Consider the following 17,776-nt stretch of genomic DNA (forward strand, 5'->3'; position numbering starts at 1 on the left):
CAGCCCCGGTACAATCGACTTGATGAAAGCAGAATGCACCGCCGCCTATCTCAGTGCAATTAAAACATTGACCTCGGTGCAATATTCATTGTTATCGGTGCAATCCATGTCGAATTCCGAATATCTGCAGTTGGCCGACGCGATCGCCGCCCAAATTGCCGACGGCACGCTCAGGCCGGGCGACCGCCTGCCTCCGCAGCGTCATTTCGCCGACCAGCATGCGATCGCCGCATCGACGGCGGGACGGGTTTACGCGGAACTGTTACGGCGCGGCCTGGTGGTCGGCGAAGTCGGCCGAGGCACTTTCGTGTCGGGTGAGACGCGACGCGGGGCCGCTGCGCCGGGCGAGCCGCGCGGCGTTCGGATCGATCTCGAGTTCAACTACCCGACCGTCCCGGCCCAGACCGCGTTGATCGCCAGAAGCCTGCGCGGATTGCACCGACCTGCAGAGCTCGACACCGCGTTACGCGAAGCGACGAGTACCGGAACCCCGGCCATCCGAAGCGTTGCCGCCGCGTATCTGGCGCAGCATGAATGGGCCCCGTCGCCCGACCAGTTGGTGTTTACCGGCAACGGGCGGCAAAGCATCGCCGCGGCCGTTGCCGCGGTGGTGCCGACCGGCGGGCGCTGTGGCGTGGAGGCACTGACCTACCCGTTCATCAAGGGCATCGCGGCCAAGCTCGGGATCTCGCTGGTGCCGCTGGCGATGGACGAAAACGGCGTTCGGCCCGACGCCGTGCAAAAGGCCCACCGCGAGGCCAGGCTGTCGGCGATCTACGTTCAGCCAGCCATCCAGAATCCGCTGGGCACGACGATGAGCGCCGCTCGCCGCGCCGACCTGCTGCGTGTCGTCGACAAGCTCGACATACCGGTCATCGAAGACAACGTGTACGGCTTTCTCGGCGACGAGCCGCCGCTGGCCGCACTCGCCCCGGACGCCTGCATCGTGATCGACAGCCTGTCCAAGCGGGTCACGCCAGGCCTGACCCTCGGCTTCATCGTGCCGCCGCCGCGGCTGCGCGAAAGCGTGATGGCGTCGGTACGCTCGGGGGGATGGACCGCTTCCGGGTTCGCGTTTGCAGCCGCTCAGCGCTTGATGCGTGACGGCACCGTGGCCGAACTCGCGAGATTGAAACGCATCGACGCATGTGCGCGTCAGGCGCTGGCGATCGAGCGTCTGGCGGGTTTCGATGTCCGGACCAATGGCAAGTGCTATCACCTGTGGCTGACGTTGCCGGCGCACTGGCGTTCGCAGGCCCTCGTCGCAGCCGCGGCCCGGCGCGACATCGGGCTGACGCCGTCGACCACCTTCGCCGTGTCGTCCGGCCATGCGCCGAACGCGGTCCGGCTCGCACTGGCCGCGCCGAGCATGGATCAGCTCGATGCCGGCCTGCGCACGCTGACCGCGATGCTGAACGGGCGGGAGGACGATTTCGACGCGACCGAGTGAGCGGCGCGCGGATGCGTCGGCGCGCATCGCCTGCCTGATTCGGTATCCGGATCAATATCAAGCCGTCACCGCCGTCACTTCGTCAGCAGCTCGGCCTCCAGCTCGCGCAACCGTTCCGGAAACCGGACGCGCAGCACCAGGAACCACCCGAGCCCGATCGCCAGCAGCGCGACGAACACATAAGGCAGCCACGCATAGACGCCCGCCGGCACCGGATACACGCTGCCGGCCAGCGGAATCGCGAGCAGCACGACCGCCACGACGCTGATCACCACATGCCGCGCACGCAGCCTGCGCTGCCGGCGCAGATAAAGCGGCGCGCCGATCGCCACCAGCACGTACGCAAGCAGCCAGCCGTATGTCGCGATCGAACTGAGATAGCCATACGAATCCAGCAGCGCGGTGCCGCGTGCGGTGAACACCAGTGCAGTGGCCAGCGCCAGCACCGTGATCAGCGCCACCGCGACGTGCGGCGTCGCATTCCGCTCGTGCGCCTGGCCCGTCGACGCATGCAGCACGCCCTGCCGCCCGAACGTATAGACGATCCGCGCCGCCGCATTGATCGACGAGAAGAACGCCGCGAAGAAACTCAGCGCCACGCCCGCGTCGATCAGCACGCCGACCCAGCCGGCCCCGAGCCGATGCGCGAGCACCGCGAGCGGGCCGTCGACCTGATCGAGCGGCGGCGTCTGCCCGTGGAACGCGCTCACCATCCCGTACGCGCCGATCACGAACAGGATCGCCGGCCCGACGACACTGATCAGCACCGCGCGCGGAATCGCGCGGAACGGGTCACGCGCTTCCGCGCCGAGCACGGTCGCACTCTCGAACCCCGTGAAGCTGAAGAACGCGAGCACCATCCCGAGCTGCAGCTGCGTCGGTTTCACGCCTTCCAGCGTCAGCTGTGCGCGATCGACCGGATGCCCGCCGAACGCGATCGTCCCGATCACGACGACGGCGATCAGCAGCAGCGTCGCGAGTTCGACGAACAGCGTGAAGCGCGTGGACAGCCGGATGTCGCGAAACGCGATGTACCACGCGGCGAACGCGGTGACGACCGTCAGCCCGAGCACCGCGCCGAGCGGCGTCGCGCTGCCGAGCAGCCCGGTCTCGCGGCCCAGCACCAGAAACGTGTTGATCGTCCCCTGCAGGATGCCCGCGGCGGCCACCGCATAGGCGATCAGCAGCGACCAGCCGCAGATCGCGCCCCAGACCGGCCCGATGCCGGCCGACACGTACGCATACAGCGCGCCTGGCGACGCCGAGTCGCGCGCGAACACCGAGATGCTCCACGACGCGAACAGCAGCGCGACGATCGCGAACAGGTAGGCAAGCCAGGTGCCGTTGCCGGCCGTCGCGAAGACGGCGGGGATCAGTACGCCGATCCCGCCCGACACGCCGACGAGGCCGATCGACTGCGCGATCAGCTCGGGCAGGCTCAGATAGTTGCGCCGCAGGCCGCCTGCCTGCGGCACCGCATGTTGCGCAGGCAATACCTGCGCGGTGCTGGCTGGATGATTCATCGATTTATCTCGTCAGGAGCCGGTCAATTCCAGGAATGCCGCGCGGGCTTCACGCCGTTGAGGTAGTAGTTGCCGATCGCGTGATACTTCCAGCGCACCGGGTCGTGCAGCGTATGCACGCGCGCGTTGCGCCAGTGGCGGTCGAAGTTGTATTTCGCGAGCGTCGACTTGCTGCCGCCGAGCTCGAACAGCTTGCTCGCGGCGAGCAGCGACACCTCGGTCGTCGCGATCTTCGCCTCGCCGACCGCGATCGCGGCCTGCGCGACCGTTTCCTCGCTCGGCGCGCGCTTTGCCGCGTCGACGAAGCGCCCCGAGCGCGCGAGCAGCGCTTCGGCCGCGTGCACGCGGTACGCGATGTCGCCGATCTGCGCGACCGTCAGCGGATCCTCGCTCGCGCGTTCGACGCCGCTGTCGATCCACGGGCGCGCATGCTGCTGCACGAACGCGATCGTGTCCTGCAGCGCGGCGCGCGCAATGCCGAGGTCGATCGCGGCGGTCGTGATCTGCGCGAACGGGCCCGCGAAGGTCGGGCGGTCGTACGAGCGCTGCGTGTGGAAGATTTCGAACGGGCTCACGCGCACGTTCTCGACGATCACCGTGCCGCTCGCGGTCGTGCGTTGCCCGAAGCCGCTCCAGTCGTCCACGACGGTCAGCCCCGGCGCGCCCTGCCGCACGAACGCGAGCACGGCCTGGTCCGACTCGTCGAGTGCAAGCACCGGAATCCAGTGCGCGAACAGCGTGCCGGTCGAATAGAACTTGCGGCCGTTCAACACGAACGCGTCGCCGTCGCGATGCACGCGCGTCTGGATGTCGAGCACGTTCTTGCCGCCTGCTTCGGAGAACGCGTTCCCATAGCGCGTGCCCTTCAGCACGAGATCGAAGAAGAAGCGCTTCTGCGCATCGCTGCCTTCGAGGCGGATGTCCTCGATCAGGCAGTAATGGTTCTGCGGGATCTGGCCGAGCGACGGGTCCGCCTGCGAAACGATCGCGATCACTTCCGCGAGCGTCACGTTCGATACTTCCGCGCCACCGTATTCGCGCGGCACGGTGATGCCCCACAGGCCGCTCGACGAGAACAGCTCGATCTCGTCGTACGGCAGCTTCCGCTCGCGGTCGCGCAACGCGGCGTGCTCGGCCAGTCGTACCGCGACCTGGTGCGCGACGTCGAGTGCCTCGGCATCCGAGCCGATGACGGGAACGGGTGTGGCACCCGCTTGCGGTTGTACGTTTTCTTCGATGAATTCCGTAGACATGTGATTTCCGGCAAAACTCATGAACCGGCTGGCGGCGCCGCGAAGCCTCCGCCAGCCTCCTGTTTCGATATCCGAATCATCGAACCTGGATGCCCCGCAAGAGCGGTCGATGTCACCCGTTCGGTCGGCCCGCGTGCGGCATGCGCGATTGCCCGCCGCACACCGGCCTCCGCATCACGCGGCAACCGCCTGCTGCCGCGCCTCGAGTTCGCGCACGAGCGGCAGCACGCGCTGGCCGAAGTACTCGACTTCCTCGATGAAATGCAGGAACCCCGCGAGCACGAGATCGACACCGATCGCCTTCAGCGCGACGATGCGTTCGGCGATCTGCCGCGGCGTGCCGATCAGGTTCGTGCGAAAGCCGTCGTTGTACTGCACGAGATCCTCGAACGTCGACTTCGCCCAGTTGCCATCGCCTTCAGGCGATGCCTTGCCGGCCTGCTTCACCGCATCGCCGAACGCATGCACGGCCTCGACGTGCGCGTGCCGGATGATGTCGTCGAGCACGGCCTTCGCCTCTTCCTCGGTATCGCGCGCAATCACGAACGCATTGACGCCGATACGCACACGATGATTGTTCGCCGCCGCCTTCGCGCGGATGTCGTCGATCTGCGCCTTCAGGTTCTCCGGCGTATTGCCGTTCGTGAAGTACCAGTCCGACACGCTCGCCGCGTTGTCGCGCGCCGCCCGCGAGCTGCCGCCCTGGAAGATCTCCGGATGCGGCTTCTGCACCGGCTTCGGGCTCAGCGTGTAGTCGTTGAAGCGGTAGAAATCGCCCTTGAACGTGAAGTTGTCCTGCGTCCAGATGCCCTTCAGCGCCTGGATGAATTCCTTCGAGCGCCGATAGCGTTCGTCGTGCTCGAGCCACGGCTCGCCGATCGCGGTGAATTCGCCCTTGAACCAGCCGCTCACGACGTTGATCGCGATGCGCCCGTTCGAGATGTGGTCGATCGTCGCGAGCTGCTTCGCGACCACGGCCGGATGCCACGGCCCCGGCAGGATCGCGGCGAGCACCTTGAGCTTCGTCGTCGCATGCAGCAGCGCCTGGCTGAACGACACCGACTCGTGCTGGTATTCGGCGCCGTAGCCGGCCGTGAAGCGGATCTGGCTCAGCGCGTAGTCGAAGCCGGCCGCCTCGGCCGTGCGCGCGAGCTGCTGGTTGTATTCGAGGCTCCAGTCGGTGCGCTGCTCGATCGTGCTGACGACGAGGCCGCCGCTGACGTTCGGCACCCAGTAGGCGAACTTGACGCCGTCGGCGGAAGGGTCGGGATGGCTCATGAGTGTGTCCTGGTCGGGAGAGAAAACGCAGGCGGCCTACGCGGCCGCGACGGAAAGCGCATGCGGGCGCAGTTGCGGCACCGCGCGATCGACGGCGAGCGCGATACGCGCGCGCAGCGCCGGGTTCGTAATCTGGTACTGGTCGAAATCGCTCTCGGACGCATACACGCCGATCGGCAGCGTGCGGGCCTGGAAGAAGCTGAACAGCGGACGGAGCTGATGGTCGATCACGAGCGCATGACGCTCGCTGCCGCCGGTGGCCGCGAGCAGCACGGGCACGTCGATCAGCGCTTCGTGATGCACGAGGTCGAACAGGTGCTTGAAGAGGCCCGTGTACGACGCGCGATACACGGGGCTCGCGACGACGAGCGCATCGGCCGTCTCGATCGCGCGGATCTGCGCATCGAGATCGGCCGGTACCTGCGCGCGCGTCAGCGCGCCGGCCAGCCGGCCGCCGATCTCGCCGAGTTCGATCAGCCGTGTTTCGATCGGCAGCGCGGCGCCGAGTGCCGCGACGATCGCGTCGGTCAGCGCCAGCGTGCGCGACGGCCGCTGCAGGCCGCCCGATATCGCGACCACGTTGATTGCATTGCTCATCGGTTGCATTCCCATTGTCGAGTCGGGTGCCGACGCACCCGTCACGTCATGGATCAGCAAGGAGCGTGCCATTTCGATGATCGAGCGGGAAAACGATCGTCTGCACGACGAAATTCATAGCGATCGACGGCCCGTCATGGCATCCCCGTTGTTCGCCGCACGTCGATAAGCGTGCCAGCCATCGCATCACAACCATATTCCCCAGTGCGATGAACTCGGGGAAACAACGCTGCTGATGCGCTGCTGCGTGATCAGCAGCGCGGTATGCGGCAGGCATGTTTTTCCGCTTCGACACGGATTCCGGCAGGCGCACGGCGTCCATCGGCAGGCATCCGCGCCCGCTTTTAGCGTTCACGCGCCGACGCGACGCGTCTCACCCTTGCAGTAGCGCCGGCATGGCTGCTGCATCGTCGCCTCGCGCGCCGCCGATCGCCGCGCCGCGCGACCTTGCCGTGCGCGACTGCGTCCAGCGCAGCAATCCCGCATTGGTTATCAGAAATCGATGTTTCCCGCGTTGCGCAAAACGTTGAACACTCTGCTGATCACGCAGCACCCGGCCAGCAACGCCCGCCGCGGCCTGACCGTTTTCGTGCAGCAACCCGACGCATTCATCGCCATGACACCCATTTCCGTATCGCCCCGCGCGGAAGGCCTGCGCGTCGTCGCACCGTCCCGCGACGAACCGGCGCCCGCTGACGCCGTGCAAACCGCCGAGCGCCTGGCGGCCGGCTTTGCACGCACCGCGGCCGAACGCGACCAGCAGGGCGGCACGCCGAAGGCCGAGCGCGACCAGCTGCGCGACAGCGGCCTGCTCGCGCTGAGCATCCCGTCCGCCTATGGCGGCCTCGGTGCGAGCTGGCGCACGACGCTCGACGTCGTCCGCGTGCTCGCGGCCGCCGACAGTTCGCTCGCGCACGTGTTCGGTTTCCACCACCTGATGCTCGCGACCGTGCGGCTGTTCGGCGCGCCCGCGCAGTGGGAATCGTGGTTCGAGCGCACCGCGCGCCAGCAGTGGTTCTGGGGCAATGCGCTGAATCCGCTCGACGCGCGCACGGTCAGCCGCTCGCGCGGCGCGTGGCATGAATTCAGCGGCCAGAAGAGCTTTTGCTCGGGGGCGCTGGATTCACAGATGCTGATCGCGTCCGCGCACGATGCGCAGACTCGCGCGTTCCTGATCGCGGCCGTGCCGACGCAGCGCAGCGGCATCTCGATCGCCGACGACTGGAACAACATCGGCCAGCGCCAGACCGACAGCGGCACGGTCACGTTCGAGAAGGTGCGCGTCGAGGATCACGAACTGCTGACGGACCCCGGCCCGTTGTCGACGCCGTTCGCGTGCCTGCGCCCGCTCGTCGCGCAGCTGGTGCTGACGAACGTGTATCTCGGCATCGCCGAAGCCGCGTTCAACGACGCGCGGCACTACACGCTGCACGAGGCACGACCGTGGCCCGGCGCGCAGGTCGCGAGCACCGGCGACGATCCGTACATCCTCGGCCAGTACGGCGAATTCTGGGTCGGGCTCGAAGCCGCGCGCGTGCTCGCCGACCGCGCGGCGGACCGGCTCGACGTCGCATGGTCGCGCGATGCGGCGCTCACCCATGCGGAGCGCGGCCAGGTCGCGCTCGCCACGGCAGCCGCGAAGGTGTCGGCCGCGCGCACCGGGCTCGATCTCTGTACGCGGATGTTCGACGTCGCCGGCGCCCGCGCGACGCACGGCGCGCTGCGGCTCGACCGGCACTGGCGCAACCTGCGCACTCACACGCTCCACGACCCGCTCGCGTACAAGATTCGCGAGATCGGCGAATGGGCGCTCAAGCGAACCTATCCGACGCCGGGCTTCTACTCGTGAACCACACTCCTTCCGATGCGTGGCCCGACGCCGCGCCCGTCCTCACGCTGCCCGACCGGCCCGCGCTCGCGACATCCATTCGTGCCCGCGCGCAGGTATTCGTCGATCCGCGCTCGGTCGCGCTGCTCGACCGGATTCGCCTGGTCGCGCCGAGCGACGCGAACGTGCTGATCGTCGGCGAGACCGGCACCGGCAAGGAACTGATCGCGCGTCACGTGCATGGCCTCAGCCGCCGCAGCAACGGGCCGTTCATCGCGGTGAACTGCGGCGCCTTCTCCGAGACGCTCGTCGAGAGCGAACTGTTCGGCCACGAGAAAGGCGCATTTACCGGCGCGTTCAGCGCGAAGCCCGGCTGGTTCGAAGCCGCGAACGGCGGCACGCTGTTTCTCGACGAGATCGGCGACCTGCCGCTGTCGATGCAGGTCAAGCTGCTGCGCGTGCTGCAGGAGCGCGAGGTCGTGCGGCTCGGTTCGCGCACGGGCGTGCCGATCGACGTGCGCGTGGTCGCCGCGACCAACGTGGATCTGCAGCAGGCCGTCGCGCACGGACAGTTTCGCGGCGACCTGTTCTACCGGCTCAACGTCGTGCAGCTCGCGGTGCCGACGCTGCGCGAGCGTCCGGGCGACATCCTGCCGCTCGCGCGTCACTTCTTCGACGACTACCGGAGCCGCCTCGGCTACGGGCCGCGCAGCATCGACCCGCGCGCCGAGCGCCGGCTCGAGGCACACGGCTGGCCCGGCAACATCCGCGAACTCGAGAACGTGATCCATCACGCGCTGCTCGTGAGCCGACACGATTCGCTGCAGGAGGCCGATCTGCATATCGCGCCGCCGGGTGTGCCGACGGCCGCCTTGAGTACGTCAGCGCCGGAACCCGCCCCGGCCGCCGGCGCGCAGGCCGCACTCGAACGCGCGCTGCGCGACCTGTTCGACGAGGATCACGGCAACCTGTTCGAGCGCATCGAGGACACCGTGATGCGCGTCGCGTTCGAATTCAGCCACCGCAACCAGATCCAGGCCGCACGGCTGCTCGGCATCAGCCGCAACGTGCTGCGGGCGCGGCTGATTCGCGCGAAGGAAATTGCGGCGGTGAAGTAGCCGCGTATGGGGGCGCGCCGCTGCCTCGCTCCGGCGCAATCGCGCCGCGTCCCGCGCATCAACGTCCGAACCTGATGTATCGTGGCGCGAACCAGAGTTTGAGCAGGCCGTAGTGGTCAAAGATCAACTCGGCGTCCTTATCGGCCATAGGTGCCCACCTCCCGAGTCGGTGGACACCCATGTTCCTTGGTCAGCGCGCCGTGACGTAGACGTCGAGAATGGCCCCCTTCCGGTCGATCAACCTCAATTACTATAGATCAGACCGCGAGCGGCGCCATTGACGTAAATCCGGCCGTACGTGTTCCAGTCGCCGGCCATCACGCCGGAGCCGCCGAATTGGTGCGCGTCATCGTTGAAGCGCGCCCACGTTGCACCACCGTCGTCGGAATGGTAAATGCCCCAGACACCGTTCAATGTGCCTTCCACATAGACCGCGGCCGAGTACGGCGAACCGGTCGGCGCCCTGCCCAACGCGATCACGGTAGCGCCCGGTGTGTCGTTGGTCGACGCAAAGACGCCGAGCTTCGTCCAGGTCGCCCCCGAGTCCACCGAGTGGTACACGGCCGTGCCGTCGGCCAGCCAGAGATCACCCTCCGCGTTCGGATTGACCACGATCGACGTATCCCCCCACGCATTCCAGGTCAGGTTCGCATTCACCGAGCCCTGGCTCAGCGCGAACGTGCGGCCGCCGTCGTTCGAGACGTAGATCTTGCCGCGCTGCCAGCTCCACGGTGCGCCGCCGGAGTCGTAGGCGTAGACCTTCTTCGGGTTCTTGCGGTCCGCGGCCAGGCGATAGGCACGCGGGAAGCCGTTCCAGGTGGCACTGAACGCCGGCAGGTTGGTCGCCGTCCAGCTGGCGCCATTGTTTGTCGTGTACGACGGCACCGAGTCCGGCGGTGCCCAGGTCACGTTGTTGCGGGACGGGACGACCAGGTTGCCCACGTTGCTCTGGCTTGCCGCTGCGCCGCTGGGCAACGACGCGAACGTCGACCAGCTATTGCCGCTGTCGCCGGACCAGAAGCCCTTGGTCGCATGGCCGTTGGCGTTGTCGACGCCCGCGGCGGCGATGTACGTCGGATCGGACCACGACATATCGGCCGAATTGCCGCTGCTCCACGAGTTCAACGGGCCTTTCGTCGGCCTCGTCATGAGATCCATATTGACCCACGTGCCGATGTCGCCGGCGCTGTTGATGAACTTGTACGACGCACCGGGCGGCGCCGTGACGAGCGCCAGCGTCACGGTTTCCTCGAGGTTGTCGACCTTGGGGCGCCAGGTTGGCGTGGGCGACGAGGCGTTCATGGTTTCGCAGATGCCGCCGCCGTGGACGTGCATGACGTGATCGCGATTGGCGGGGTCGATGGTGACGCCTTCAACCCAACCGGCGCAGCCACCCGAGGCAGTGCCGGTATGCGGCATGCCGGCCTCGATTTCGCGCCACGTACTGCCGCCGTCATCGGACAGCTGGATGGTCTTGCTGGTGTCGCTCCAGCCCGTCATGCCCAGTGCGATGCGGGCGGACGCGCCCAGGCCGGAGACGGACAGGCCGCCAAAGCCGTTGCTGTTGGAGCTGTTGAGCAGCGTCCAGTTGCTGTTGTTACTGCCGCCGAACTTGTACAGATAGCTCGGTCCGCCGATGCCCTGGCCGACGCCCGCGTTGAACACCACGTAGAAGTTGCCGTCGGACGTGCGCACGACGTGGGGGATGTAGTAGCCGGACACCGTCGGCGGGACGGGCACCGACGTCCACGAGAAGCCGCCGTTGGTGGACTTGTACAGGGTCGACGTCAGGCCCGCCGCGTTGGCGTAGTCCGGGGCGACGGTGGCCCACATGATCCAGGTCGGCTGGCCACTCCCCTTGCCCGACGTATCGAAGATCACCTGTTCGACGCCGATCGGGGAGCCGCCGCCGCTGATCGTGGTGGAGGACAGACCCGTGACCTGCGTCCAGGTTCGGCCCGAATCGGCACTCTTCCACAGGCCGGCCGTGCGCGTTCCGTAGAACAGTGTCGACGGATTGTTCGGGTCGACCTGCAGGCGCTCGCCCGTGGCGCGGCCGTTGTCGTTGCCGCCCACCGGGAACGGCAGGTCGTAGTGCGTCCAGGTGTCGCCGCGGTTGGTCGAGATGTAGATGCGGCCGTTGTGACCCTGCGTCACGGTAATGCCGGTCATCATGTAGACGAGTTGATCGTTGTTCGGGTCGAGTGCGACGCTTTCGACGCCGTGGAAATCGCCCTCGCCTGCGCCGAAACCGATGCCGTCGGTGATGGGCGTCCACGTCGAGTTGGTCGCGTTCCAGCGGTACGCGCCGCCAACGTCAGTGCGTGCGTACAGCAGGCTCGCGTTGGCTGGATGGTAGATCAGGCCGGTGACATAGCCGCCGCCGCCCCACTTGACGCTGGTCCAGCTGGCCGCCGGCAGGTTGCTGCCGCTGCCATTTCCGCCGAGCTGACTACGATTGGCGGCTGCATTGGCACCCGCATTGGTCACACCTGTCGTGCTGTCGGATCCGTCACCACAGCCCCATAACGCACACGCCATCGCCGCAGCGGCAATCCATCGTTGAGAAAACACGGTCATCGGAGAAATCCTTGAAGGAAGAGGTCCATCGCAGGGCCCGCCATCGGCCCCGCGCAATCAATTCGCCATGAGCGATGCAATCTGCGCAGCGCTGAGCGCGCCGCGATAGATACGGAAATCGTCGATCAGACCGTGGAACGTGGCGTCGGCACCGTATTGCGATTTGCCCAGCCAGTTCTGCGTGGTACTGCCTAGGCGGAACGGCGCCTGGAACATCGCCGTGTTGGTACTGACGGGCGTGCCGTCCACGTAGATCGTGCCGGTCGAACCCGATAGCGTGACGGCCACATGCACCCATCGCTTGCTCGGCAGCTCGGTGGGCGCGTCGATGATCTGTTCCGGAGGGCCGTCACCGGGGCCGTTGGCCGTCATCGCGAAGCGCATGCCGGCCCAGCCGTTGCGCAACTGCCCGCGCGGCGTGAACATCATGTAGCGATGGAAGCCCGTGCCGAAGTCGAACAGGCGTGCCCACGTTTGCGCGCCGTTCCAGAACACCCAGCTGGCGATGGTGAAGTCCGACACATCGGCCAGCAGATCGTCGGGCAACGCCACATACGCGCCCGAGCCGTTGAGCGAGACCGCGTTGCCGCTGTGCCCCGCTGCCCACGTTGCGCCGTTGAGCGTGCCATTGCGCCGGTTGCCCGAGCTATCGGCGGCCGTGATGCCGCTGCCTTCATCAAACGTGAGGTGCGCGAGCAGCTGCTGCGCCGTGATCACTTTCACTTCGTTGGAGAACGCCGATTCGCCCGCAATCGTTTGCGCTGTCACGACATAAAAATACGTGCCGGCAGCGGCTGGCATATCGGTATAGGTCAGCAGATCGGTGATACCGCTCTGGATGGTGCTGTACGGTCCGCCGGCAATGGTGGCGCGCTTGACGTTGTAGCTGACGGCGTTGCTGCTGCCCCACCACGACAGCACCACCTTGCCCGCGCTCGCGTAGCCCGTCAGGCCGGTCGGCGTTGCGGCGGGGGTGCCGGGGTCGAGCGTGCAGGTGAGCGTGCCGTAGCCAAGCTGATCGAAGCCGCCACTGTTGGGGCCGTAGTTGCCGCCGCCGCCTTCCGGTGCCACAAGCTCGGCAGCGCGCTTGGTGTAAGGCGCCGCCAGACCTTTGCGGTTGATGTAATGGTTGGCCACCAATGCCCAGCAGGGCCGCCCCAGGGCGTCGCCTCGCCCGCCGGCGGCGAACTGCGTCTGGGTGACGCCGGCGCTGTTCTGGTACGTGACGAAAGGCACCGTGTAGAACGCGCCGTCCGCCTGCTTCAGGTTGGCCTTGGCCACGTATTCCGCGCCCGCCAGGAAGCGATTGTTGTCATAGCCGTACAGGTCGATGCCCTGATTCCACGCCATCTCGCAAATGGCGCCCGTCAATGCAATGCCGAGCGTACTGTGGCCCTGGTCCCGGCCGGCTTCCTGCCATTGCCCGAGGTTGCCGGGGTGCAGGTAGTACACGGCTTGCCGGATACAGCCGTTACTGCCACCGGTCTTGAAATGAGTGATGGCCTCGTTGACGAGCTCGGCATCGTCACACAGCACGCCGATGGCCAGGATGCACGCGATGTTGGCCAGGCCCCAGTTGGCCCAGTAGTGCGTGTCCATCGCGGTGTCGATACGGGTCAGGAAAGCGTGACTGACCGGGTAGAAGACATTGCGCATCATTGCCTGAAACGCGGCGAGTCCGGCCGGACTCCAGCCGCTATAGCCGCGCATGATTTCAGCTGCGTTGGCGAACTCGTAGCCGTAGATGCCGGCAGCGAGCGCCACGTCGCTGCCGCCAAGCGTCGTCAGCGTCGAGGCCCATTGGTCCAGATACTCCACGGCCTTGTCGGCATAGCGTGTGTCGTCCGACACCTTCCAGCGCAGCGCGTCGCCATAGGCGGCGGCGATGTCGTTGTAGAGCGCGCCGTAGTTCTGACCATGCGTGGGATCATTGCCGCGATAGATGCCGACCTGCGGGTTCGGCTTGTTCGTCAGGCGCGTGTGACCGTTGGCGACGAGCACGTTCCAGCTGTCGATCCACGGGGAAGCGTGGGCCCCGACTTTAGCGCGCATGCGTTCGAAATCCGCGTCGGTATGCAGCAAACCGGGATGCGTGAAAGCGCGGGTTCGGGCAATGCCTGCCGACGTGGCCCCTGCGTCGATACCGTCCGAAGCAGGAGCAACGCCGGACGCCAGGCCGGTGCCGTTTGCCGATGGTCGCTCACCGCCTGTCACCGCGTTGGGTCCGTCGCCGCCGCATCCGGCCAGAAGCGTTGCACCGAGCCCCATCACGAAATGGCGTCGTGCAATATTTTCGATGTCGCCGAGTGGGACGATTTCCTCGGGTAGCATCGTCGGTGCTCCGTTGTCTCGCATGTCTGGATCCCCAGTTTATTAGCTATGGTCGAAGCGACAAAATATGTACGAACTGTTCCGTATTCGTCAGGAACGCGTAGCATTCTATCCAGTTCGATAGGGATGTAATCAAGCGAAAAAAAACATATTCACCAATGACACGCATTTGTCACATCGGTGATGCAGGGGTTGAGGAATGCGCGAAGCGGCTGGGCACCGCCGTAGAACAAAACAAAGTTGAGCTTGGGCATGATCTGTTGTCCGTCGCGCGCTCACTGCGGAGCACGCCATCTCGACTCCGACGGCCAACCTGCCAATAGAAGTTCGGCGTTGACGGCTGCGGCCGCCCGTGCACGCGCCGGATCAATCATCCGACAGATGTCGGCCAACCGGATACGGGACAAGTTCGGTCATCTGGTCCGGATTGCAGAAATCGGCAGCGCTGCGTGCCCGCACGGGCCACGCTACCGGGAATCTCGACAACGGCGAAACCACGGCGACCGCCCAATTCTCTCCGCACCGCGGAGAGAATGAAGATCCGTTCGGCTTTTCGGCGCTCGACATCAAGGCCTACTACATGGGCGTGACGGGGTGCTCGTGGAGAGACACACGCTCGAGCGCCATGGCAGGCCACCTACGACCCGCACAAAAAGGAAACCACAACGCGGTTCAGGATGCCGTCTACCAAGCGGAACTGTTTCGCTTGACTCGAGCACACAGGAAGAAACACGGAAGCTGAACGTGCCGGGCAATCCGACGCACCACTGATCGGTCGAGTACGCTCGCTCGGTTCAGTCGATGCTTCATCGGTTCGCTGTACGCGGCTGTCACGGAAGCGAGGTTGATATAGCGAGTAATGCGTCGTATATCGCCGCGGCCGAACTTGCATCTCTTGCCGCGCATCTCACAACATGGATGGGAGTGCGCCGCACTTCGCGCATCAACGTCCGAACCTGATGTATCGTGGCGCGAAGCGTGCGCGTCGCTTCGCCCCTGCAGGTGGTCATCCATTACATGACCACCTGCCCCCGGCAACAGCGCCCGCACGATCCTCCGCAACACGAAAGGCCGTCCGGCGCCCGTGCAGGCCCGGCCGAGCCTCGTTCACTTGTCCGGAACCCGTCGCCATGAAAAAGCTTGTCAACCGCCCGTCCGATGTCGTGCGAGAAATGCTGGAAGGCATCGCGCGGCAGTCGCCGCATGTCGCGATCCTCGGCGACGAGCACGTGCTCGTCCGCCAGCCGCTGCCCGAGCCCGCGCAGCGCCCCGTCGCCGTCCTCTCAGGCGGCGGCAGCGGCCACGAGCCCGCACACGGCGGCTATGTCGGCGAAGGGATGTTGAGCGCAGCCGTCTGCGGCGAAGTGTTCACGTCGCCGTCCACCGACGCCGTACTCGCCGCGATCCGCGCGAGCGCCGGCCCGAACGGCGCATTGCTGATCGTGAAGAACTACACGGGCGACCGGCTCAACTTCGGGCTCGCCGCCGAACTCGCGCGCGCCGAAGGCATTCCGGTCGAGACGGTCATCGTCGCCGACGACGTGTCGCTGCGCGGCCGCGTCGAGCGCGGCCAGCGGCGCGGGATCGCCGGCACCGTGCTGATCCACAAGCTCGCCGGCGCGGCCGCCGCGCGCGGGCTGCCGCTCGCCCGCGTCGCGGCCATCGCGCGCGACGCGGCGGCCGAACTCGGCACGATGGGCGTCGCGCTCGACGGCTGCACGATCCCGGGCGCCGACAAGTCGGGCTTCAGCCTCGGCGATCACGAGATCGAGCTCGGCCTCGGCATCCACGGCGAGAAAGGCGTCGAACGCCGCGCGCCGCTGCCGGCCGATGCACTGGTCGACACGCTGCTGTCGAGCATCGCCGCCGATCTCGTGCTCGACCGCGGCGAGCGCGTCGCACTGTTCGTCAACGGCCTCGGCGCGACGCCGGACATGGAACTCGCGATCGTGCTGCGCGCCGCGCACGACAATCTGCACCGGCGCGGCATCGTCGTCGCACGTGCGTGGGCCGGCACGTTCCTGTCGGCGCTGAACATGCCCGGCTGCTCGATCTCGGTGCTGCGGCTGAACGACGAACGCGCGGTGCTGCTCGACGCGCCGACGCAGGCGCGCGCATGGCCGGGCGGCGGCGCGGTAAATACGCAGATCCGCGTGGCCTCGGCCGCCGTGCCGGAAGCGCCGCTGCCGCCGCTCGATGCGGCCGGCCGCGCGTGGGCCGCGCGCCTGCGACCGGCGCTGCACGCGGTCGCGCAGACGCTGATCGATCACGAGCAGACGCTGACGGACCTCGACGCGGCGGCCGGCGACGGCGATCTCGGCGCGAGCATGCTGCGCGCCGCGCAGGCGATCCTCGCACTGCCGGAAGCCGCATATGGCACGCCGGCCGGCGCACTCTCGGCGCTCGGCGCCGCGTTGCGCCGCGCAATCGCCGGCAGTTCGGGGCCGTTCTATGCAACCGCGCTGCTGCGCGCATCGCGCCGGCTGGCCGATATCGCCGAGCCTTCGGCGCGTGACTGGGCCGCGGCGTTCCGCGGCGCGGTGGATTCGATCAGTGAACTCGGTGGCGCGCATGCCGGCGACCGGACGATGCTCGATGCGCTGGTCCCGGCCGTCGCGGCATTCGAGCGTGCGCTCGACAACGATCGCGATCCCGCGAGCGCTTGGGCCGCGGCAGTCGAAGCCGCCGAGCACGGCGCACAGGAAACCGCACGCATGACGCCGCGCGCCGGGCGCGCGAGCTATCTCGGCGAACGTGCGATCGGCACGCCGGACGGCGGCGCGGTGGCGGTGTCGTATTGGCTGCGTGCGTTGCAGCCACACATCGCGTAAAAGGGTGAAGGGTGAAGGCGCGACAGTGCGCCTTCAATGCATCGGCACGCAAGACGCCATTGCGCGTGACGTGCCGATGCCGTGGATCATTGCAATGCCGGTCGGCTTCACCTCCGCCGACATTCGCATCGAAGCGTCCGCAATCAATCAGCCCGTCTTCGTCCGCCCGGGCAACAACGCCGCGCCAACCGACGCCACGCCGAAGCTCGCGAGCCAGCACCAATAGCCGATCGCGTCGAGATGCACAGGCTCGACGTTCCCGGCTTCGTCGACGGCAATCTGGTGCTGCGACAGGAAGCTCATCCCGAACAGCAACGCCAGACCGGCCAGCACGACCGCCTGGGCGCGGTAGCGCTTCGCGGTCAGGAGCCAGGCAGCGAACACGAGCGGATTTGCGAGCCATGCATAGATACCGACGAGCACGCCCATCCAGCCCGTCAGCAGCACCTGCCAGCCGTCGGCCCATGGATGCGGAGCGGGCGCGCCGGTGCGGAACGGCGCGGTGAACATGGCGACCAGATAAAGCGCGACGCTGATCGCGAGCAGCACGGTCGTGGCGCGGCCCATAGGCGGGCGAATGGGCGCGGTGGCGGGAGTCGATGGTTTCATGGGCGGGCCGGGCGTCCGGCGTCGCGGCGCGCCGCCGGACTCACCCGATGCACGTCGCTCAGACGCCTTCGACCAGCACGGCGCGATAGCGCGCGCCCTTGAAGCGGTGCTGGGCGACGGCCTGGTATTCCGGGCCGTGATACCACGCGTGCGCGGCTTCCTTCGACGGAAACTCGACGATCACGACGCCTTCCGGGCCTTCGCCCTCGAGCGTTTCCTGCGGCCCGTAGGCTGCGAGTACCTTCACCGGGTGCCCGGCGAGCGTTGCGCCGACCTTGCTCTGGTAGAGGTCGAATTCCTGCTGGTCCTGCATGCTTTCACGTGTAAACACGATGTAGGTGGCCAAGATACCTGCTCCTGATGCGATGCGTGGAAGGG

Annotated in this window: 14 protein-coding genes; 4 read left to right on the plus strand and 10 right to left on the minus strand. The window is 66.9% G+C overall.

Annotated features, from left to right (window positions below):
• Positions 1-22 precede the first annotated feature (22 nt).
• Complete coding sequence (locus CFB50_RS34975; RefSeq protein WP_235986568.1) at positions 23-1,450, plus strand: aminotransferase-like domain-containing protein; 1,428 nt, start codon at positions 23-25, stop codon at positions 1,448-1,450.
• 74 nt (positions 1,451-1,524) lie between these two features.
• Here CFB50_RS34975 and CFB50_RS34980 read toward each other — a convergent pair whose 3' ends face one another.
• The 6 genes from CFB50_RS34980 to CFB50_RS39275 all read right to left on the minus strand — a co-directional run bounded on the left by CFB50_RS34980 (position 1,525) and on the right by CFB50_RS39275 (position 6,699).
• Positions 1,525-2,973, minus strand: coding sequence for an APC family permease (locus CFB50_RS34980; RefSeq protein WP_089448989.1), 1,449 nt, complete (start codon positions 2,971-2,973; stop codon positions 1,525-1,527).
• Between the two features lie 23 nt (positions 2,974-2,996).
• The gene (locus CFB50_RS34985) at positions 2,997-4,226 is read right to left on the minus strand and encodes an SfnB family sulfur acquisition oxidoreductase (RefSeq protein ID WP_089448990.1); all 1,230 of its coding nucleotides are present in this window, start codon (positions 4,224-4,226) and stop codon (positions 2,997-2,999) included.
• Positions 4,227-4,400: 174 nt separating this feature from the next.
• Complete coding sequence (gene sfnG, locus CFB50_RS34990) at positions 4,401-5,504, minus strand: dimethylsulfone monooxygenase SfnG (protein WP_089448991.1); 1,104 nt, start codon at positions 5,502-5,504, stop codon at positions 4,401-4,403.
• Between the two features lie 36 nt (positions 5,505-5,540).
• Positions 5,541-6,101 (minus strand): FMN reductase, encoded by a 561-nt coding sequence (gene msuE / locus CFB50_RS34995; RefSeq protein WP_069250299.1) that lies wholly within the window; start codon positions 6,099-6,101, stop codon positions 5,541-5,543.
• 46 nt (positions 6,102-6,147) lie between these two features.
• Complete coding sequence (locus CFB50_RS39270) at positions 6,148-6,423, minus strand: hypothetical protein (protein ID WP_144020744.1); 276 nt, start codon at positions 6,421-6,423, stop codon at positions 6,148-6,150.
• Between the two features lie 51 nt (positions 6,424-6,474).
• Complete coding sequence (locus CFB50_RS39275) at positions 6,475-6,699, minus strand: hypothetical protein (RefSeq protein WP_144020745.1); 225 nt, start codon at positions 6,697-6,699, stop codon at positions 6,475-6,477.
• Positions 6,700-6,717: 18 nt separating this feature from the next.
• Here CFB50_RS39275 and CFB50_RS35000 point away from each other — a divergent pair, with 18 nt between their 5' ends.
• Together CFB50_RS35000 and CFB50_RS35005 are read left to right on the plus strand one after the other, a co-directional pair.
• A complete protein-coding gene (locus CFB50_RS35000) occupies positions 6,718-7,950 on the plus strand; it encodes an acyl-CoA dehydrogenase family protein (RefSeq protein ID WP_373452990.1) in 1,233 nt (410 codons plus the stop codon).
• Positions 7,947-9,047, plus strand: a complete 1,101-nt coding sequence (locus CFB50_RS35005; protein ID WP_089448992.1) for a sigma-54 interaction domain-containing protein — start codon at positions 7,947-7,949, stop codon at positions 9,045-9,047. Before CFB50_RS35000 ends, CFB50_RS35005 begins: the two co-directional genes overlap by 4 nt.
• A gap of 243 nt (positions 9,048-9,290) precedes the next feature.
• On the opposite strand, the gene CFB50_RS35010 is transcribed toward CFB50_RS35005, so the two are convergent.
• Positions 9,291-11,627: a WD40/YVTN/BNR-like repeat-containing protein gene (locus CFB50_RS35010; protein WP_089448993.1), complete on the minus strand. Its 2,337-nt coding sequence runs from the start codon at positions 11,625-11,627 to the stop codon at positions 9,291-9,293.
• 57 nt (positions 11,628-11,684) lie between these two features.
• Positions 11,685-13,958, minus strand: coding sequence for a LamG-like jellyroll fold domain-containing protein (locus CFB50_RS35015; protein ID WP_089448994.1), 2,274 nt, complete (start codon positions 13,956-13,958; stop codon positions 11,685-11,687).
• 1,130 nt (positions 13,959-15,088) lie between these two features.
• On the opposite strand from CFB50_RS35015, the gene CFB50_RS35025 reads away from it, so the two are divergent.
• Positions 15,089-16,789 (plus strand): dihydroxyacetone kinase family protein, encoded by a 1,701-nt coding sequence (locus CFB50_RS35025; RefSeq protein WP_089448995.1) that lies wholly within the window; start codon positions 15,089-15,091, stop codon positions 16,787-16,789.
• A gap of 147 nt (positions 16,790-16,936) precedes the next feature.
• Here CFB50_RS35025 and CFB50_RS35030 read toward each other — a convergent pair whose 3' ends face one another.
• Together CFB50_RS35030 and CFB50_RS35035 are read right to left on the minus strand one after the other, a co-directional pair.
• Complete coding sequence (locus tag CFB50_RS35030) at positions 16,937-17,398, minus strand: hypothetical protein (RefSeq protein ID WP_144020746.1); 462 nt, start codon at positions 17,396-17,398, stop codon at positions 16,937-16,939.
• Between the two features lie 58 nt (positions 17,399-17,456).
• Positions 17,457-17,744 (minus strand): DUF1330 domain-containing protein, encoded by a 288-nt coding sequence (locus CFB50_RS35035; RefSeq protein WP_039369252.1) that lies wholly within the window; start codon positions 17,742-17,744, stop codon positions 17,457-17,459.
• Between the last annotated feature and the right edge of the window lie 32 nt (positions 17,745-17,776).

The sequence above is a fragment of the Burkholderia sp. AU33423 genome (assembly GCF_002223135.1).
GTDB lineage: Bacteria > Pseudomonadota > Gammaproteobacteria > Burkholderiales > Burkholderiaceae > Burkholderia > Burkholderia lata_D.

What these genes read in the sequence shown, in the direction of transcription:
- CFB50_RS35010 (WP_089448993.1), bottom strand. Translation starts at nt 11,627, where the DNA reads ATGACCGTGTTTTCTCAACGATGGATTGCCGCTGCGGCGATGGCGTGT.
- sfnG (WP_089448991.1), bottom strand. Translation starts at nt 5,504, where the DNA reads ATGAGCCATCCCGACCCTTCCGCCGACGGCGTCAAGTTCGCCTACTGG.
- CFB50_RS34985 (WP_089448990.1), bottom strand. Translation starts at nt 4,226, where the DNA reads ATGTCTACGGAATTCATCGAAGAAAACGTACAACCGCAAGCGGGTGCC.
- CFB50_RS35015 (WP_089448994.1), bottom strand. Translation starts at nt 13,958, where the DNA reads ATGCTACCCGAGGAAATCGTCCCACTCGGCGACATCGAAAATATTGCA.
- CFB50_RS35000 (WP_373452990.1), top strand. Translation starts at nt 6,718, where the DNA reads ATGACACCCATTTCCGTATCGCCCCGCGCGGAAGGCCTGCGCGTCGTC.
- CFB50_RS35025 (WP_089448995.1), top strand. Translation starts at nt 15,089, where the DNA reads ATGAAAAAGCTTGTCAACCGCCCGTCCGATGTCGTGCGAGAAATGCTG.
- CFB50_RS39270 (WP_144020744.1), bottom strand. Translation starts at nt 6,423, where the DNA reads ATGGACGCCGTGCGCCTGCCGGAATCCGTGTCGAAGCGGAAAAACATG.
- CFB50_RS34975 (WP_235986568.1), top strand. Translation starts at nt 23, where the DNA reads ATGAAAGCAGAATGCACCGCCGCCTATCTCAGTGCAATTAAAACATTG.
- CFB50_RS34980 (WP_089448989.1), bottom strand. Translation starts at nt 2,973, where the DNA reads ATGAATCATCCAGCCAGCACCGCGCAGGTATTGCCTGCGCAACATGCG.
- msuE (WP_069250299.1), bottom strand. Translation starts at nt 6,101, where the DNA reads ATGAGCAATGCAATCAACGTGGTCGCGATATCGGGCGGCCTGCAGCGG.
- CFB50_RS35030 (WP_144020746.1), bottom strand. Translation starts at nt 17,398, where the DNA reads ATGAAACCATCGACTCCCGCCACCGCGCCCATTCGCCCGCCTATGGGC.